The organism is Candidatus Atribacteria bacterium (assembly GCA_011056645.1).
In the GTDB taxonomy this organism is placed as follows: Bacteria; Atribacterota; Phoenicimicrobiia; order Phoenicimicrobiales; family Phoenicimicrobiaceae; genus Sediminicultor; species Sediminicultor quartus.
Genome location: DSEL01000078.1, coordinates 1 through 4,374, shown reverse-complemented (window position 1 = coordinate 4,374; position 4,374 = coordinate 1). Strand labels below are relative to the sequence as shown.

Genomic DNA, 4,374 nt, shown 5'->3' with positions numbered 1-4,374 from the left:
TAGTCCAGATAATCTATCCGTATATTCCTTCTCTAAGTCTTTCTCTCCTTTGGCCATGCTGGTTTCCAGTTCTTCAAGCTGTTTTTCCTTTGCTTGCATGCTTTCTTGAAGTTCTGAAACAAGTTTATCCTTGCTTTCCAGTTCAAAATATTTTTCTTCCACTTCTTTTTTTGCCTGATTGGATTGGTCATAGGTATAAATAGCAAAACCACCAACAATTAATAAAATTATTATAAAAAAAACTATTGAATTTTTTGACATTTTTACCTCCAATATTTTGATTTTTATCTACATTTTATTAATTCGACGAAAATTTAAAAAACCCTCTTTTATAAATAAAAAAAATTTGTTTTTTTCAATCATTCGTATTTACATTTATATTTAATTTTTCCTCTGTCTTAAAATTACATTCTTGTTTCTTAAAAAGTTATTTTACCGGAACAACAGTTATTAGGAATCCATAAAAGGGCGGCTGCCCCAAGAACACCTGCGTTTCCGGCTAATTTACCGATAACAATTTTAAGAGATTTATAATTGGAATAAAAGGCTCTCTTCTTTGCTTCCTTTCTAAGTGGAATGAGTAGTTTACTGCCTTCGTTAGTTATTCCCCCCACCAATACCACCATTTCGGGATTCAATATATTGGCTATATTAGCAATGGCTATACCCAAATAGGCAATCGCTTCTTCGACTATGTCTGAGGTTAATCTATCACCTTTACGGGCAGCTTCAAATATGGACTTTAATCTGAGCGACTCAAATAATTCGCCATCATTATCAAAATTTAAGAATTCGCTTTTTATTCCCTCTTTTATCCTATTTTTTATCCTATTTTTTATCCCGGTTGCTGAAGAATAAGCTTCCAAACAGCCGTAATTACCGCAATTACAACGGGGGCCATCTTTATTAACAGTCATATGCCCTAATTCTCCAGCTCCGCAATTATGACCATGATATATCTTTCCATCAATAATTATACCACCGCCAATTCCAGTTCCCAGGGTAAAACATACTAAGTTATCTACACCTAAACCTGCCCCAAAACACTTTTCCCCCCAGGCGGCTGCATTGGCATCATTTTCTAAAATAACTTGCTTATTAAACTCATCTTCTAATATTTTTTTTAAGCAGACTTCTCTCCACCCGGGAAGATTAGGAGCAAAATTGATAATCCCTTTTTTAATATCGAGAGGACCCGGAGCTCCAATTCCTATTCCTATTATATCATCAAGAGCTATGTTGATAGATTGAGTAATATTTTCATGGATTACCTCCACGATTCTATTAATGGTTGCTTCTTTACCTCTTTCGGCTAAAGTTGGCACTTTCAGGCGGTTTACTATTTTCCCCTGATAATTTACCATGGCACAAACAATATTTGTTCCCCCCAAATCAACACCAATAGAATATTTTTTTTCCAAATCTTTTTTATTTACCATTTCATATATGCTGCCTTTTCATTATTAGCATATTTTTTATATTCTTTAATATCTTCTACTTACTGTTGGATTACTCCTGCTTGCTTGTACCACAACTGAAATTTTTCGCTTCAATAAAAAAACTGATGAATCGCCCCTGCTAGATAATTCATAATCTCTCTGAAATATCTTATTTTCTTTCTCTTTTCTATTTGTACTATGTTCATTTTTCGATACGGTACTATTTGCTCTTGGTATTTTTCTCGTGATATATAAAAATATTTTTTGAAATTTAATCTAAAGTTTTTAGATTCCCTTCCAAAAACTCTTTTATGCTCTTTTTTATCAACTCAACCTTTTTTAATTTGGGCGCGTTAAAACTTACTGGTGGTTTACTAATCTGAATTAAAGTATTGATTCCGTATTGGTGAACAATATCAGCATCATTACCAACGATAGCAGCCACAGCTGCTACCGGAATATTATATTTTTTGGCAATTTTGGCTACTCCTATTGGCGCCTTCCCATAGATAGTCTGACCATCTATCTTTCCCTCACCGGTAATCACCAGATCAGCATCTTTAATCTCTTGCTCGAGTCTGACTATCTCGATGATAATCTCAATGCCCGGTCTGAGCTCTGCATCCAAAAATGCCATTAAACTAGCTCCCAACCCTCCGGCTGCTCCTGCACCCGGTATGTCCTTTACATCCTTATTTAAGTCTCTTTTTATTATATCGGCAAAATAAGCTAAAGACTCATCTAATTCTTCAATCATTTCGTGAGTAGCCCCTTTTTGAGGACCATATATATTGGATGCGCCTTGAGAACCGCAAAGTGGATTACTTACATCTGAAGCTACTAATACCTTGGTTTTAGATAAGCGGTTATCTAAATGCTCTGTATTGATCTGGAATATTTTTTTTAATTCTCCTCCTCCAAAACCTATCTCTTTTCCTTTTCGGTCTAACAATTTTCCCCCTAAGGCTTGAACCATTCCAGCTCCACCATCATTGGTAGCACTTCCTCCAATCCCAATGATCATCTTTCGGCATCCCCGATCCAAAGCTGCCTTAATTAATTGACCAGTCCCGTAAGTAGTAGTGATTAATGGATTTCTTTTGTTCTCCGGAACTAAAGTTAATCCCGAAGCTTCGGCCATCTCAATAACTGCCGTCTTCTTATCTCCTAAAATTCCATAAGAAGCATACACTTCTTCTCCCAGGGGACCCCTAACTTTCTCTTTTAAAATTTCCCCTCCCGTTGCTTTGACCAAGCATTCTACTGTTCCATCTCCACCATCGGCCATAGGGATTTTTACGATTTCCGCTTCCGGGAAGACCTCCCTTATACCTTGTTCTATTGCATCCGAAATTTCTACAGCAGTCAAACTTCCTTTAAAAGAATCTGGGGCTACTACTATTTTCATTGTTTCTAATACCTCAATTAATAAATATTTTTTCTTTTCATTTTGTTTATTTATATCAAATATACCTCATTATCTACCATATTTCCTTGTGTATTGTGTAATAGTATAAATAATATATTTTTTACTGATATTTTATTATATAATTTGCCTAAACTTTTATCCACATCATTTGATAAGGTTCAAGAAGAATCTTTTCTATATTTATTATTTTCTCCGAAACAATATCGTAATATTCTTTTTCATTTAAGTGGAACTGATTTCTTGCTAGGCATAATCCCTGAATATTACCGGTGATATTATGTACCGCTATTATTCTTTCCTTGCCATCAGGGGAAGTCCGTATTAAAGAAAACAATTCTCTTTTTAAGAAAAATACTTCCTGCTTACCGTTAGGATGAAAGGCTTTTTCAGATTTCCTTTTATTAATTAATCTCATAAATTCAGTAAATATTTTATTTTCCCTGGAATTCAAATTAGTTAAATCTTCTTTTAATTTATCATAGGGAATCTTTTTTCGATTAATCGTTCTTTTCTGACCGGTTTTCATTACTCCTTCCAAATAATTTTTCGAACCGAACAAGCTATGAATATATATTCCCGGAATTCCTATTAAAGATAAAATGATTGCTTGAGAGGCAATAAATTTTTTTACATTTAGTTCACTACTATTCTTAGGATCGCTAAGAGCACTATAATAAGTGATATTCATTTCATACGGTTTTTCAGTTCCATCTTTTACTTTTTTATAAGAAATATACCCGCCCTTTTCTCTTACATCATTGGCAATATTAGTTATTTCTTGATCGGACAAAATATTTGTAACCGGAACAACTCCCAAGCCATCATGAGTAGCCAAGACGTTAAAGAAGGTCGTTCTATCCGAAAGATTCTTAATCTGCGATGCCCATTCAAAAAGACGAGAAGCATCACCGGTGAAGAATGTATGTATCACTAATAAAGGAAGAGGAAACTGATATATTAATTGCGCTTCATTATAGCCATCTCCAAAATAACTTATATTTTCCTGATGGGGCACATTGGTTTCTGTAATCAGCAAAACATCCGGAAAAATTTCATCAAGAATGCTTCTAATCAATTGAATGATATAATGTATTTCCTTTAAGTTAATACAACTTGTTCCTAATTTTTTCCAGGCATGGCCAATTGCATCAAGGCGAATAATTTTAACCTTTTTGCTGGCATAGAATAATATAACATCAATTATTTCCCTCAATACTTTTTCATTATTATAATTAAGATCTATTTGATCAGAACTAAAGGTAGTCCAAAGATATATTTCCTCACCTTTTCTCTTAAATCTGGTTAATAATGGATGGGCTCTTGCTCGGGTAACTGAAGATATATCAGTATCTTTATCCATACTAAGAAAATAGTTTTCATATTTGGGATTCCCTTTTAAATATTCTTTAAACCATAGGCTCTTGGATGAAATATGATTGGCTATTAAATCAAGCATTAGGTCAATTTTTTGCTGTATATCCTCAATATCTTTCCAATCTCCTAATG

At 34.0% G+C, this 4,374-nt stretch carries 4 protein-coding genes; all 4 read right to left on the bottom strand.

The genetic code is table 11. The features are described 5' to 3' along the window. On the bottom strand, positions 1–261 hold a 261-nt coding region (locus ENO17_03195), incomplete at its 3' end, for a hypothetical protein (GenBank protein HER24043.1). A 158-nt stretch (positions 262–419) separates the two neighbouring features. Next, positions 420–1,439: an ROK family protein gene (locus ENO17_03190; protein ID HER24042.1), complete on the bottom strand. Its 1,020-nt coding sequence runs from the start codon at positions 1,437–1,439 to the stop codon at positions 420–422. Positions 1,440–1,710: 271 nt separating this feature from the next. Next, positions 1,711–2,847, bottom strand: coding sequence for a glycerate kinase (locus tag ENO17_03185; protein ID HER24041.1), 1,137 nt, complete (start codon positions 2,845–2,847; stop codon positions 1,711–1,713). Between the two features lie 148 nt (positions 2,848–2,995). Next, positions 2,996–4,374, bottom strand: a 1,379-nt coding sequence (locus ENO17_03180; protein ID HER24040.1) for a sugar phosphorylase, incomplete at its 5' end; no start/stop codon positions are given.

What these genes read in the sequence shown, in the direction of transcription:
- ENO17_03190 (HER24042.1), bottom strand. Translation starts at nt 1,439, where the DNA reads ATGGTAAATAAAAAAGATTTGGAAAAAAAATATTCTATTGGTGTTGAT.
- ENO17_03185 (HER24041.1), bottom strand. Translation starts at nt 2,847, where the DNA reads ATGAAAATAGTAGTAGCCCCAGATTCTTTTAAAGGAAGTTTGACTGCT.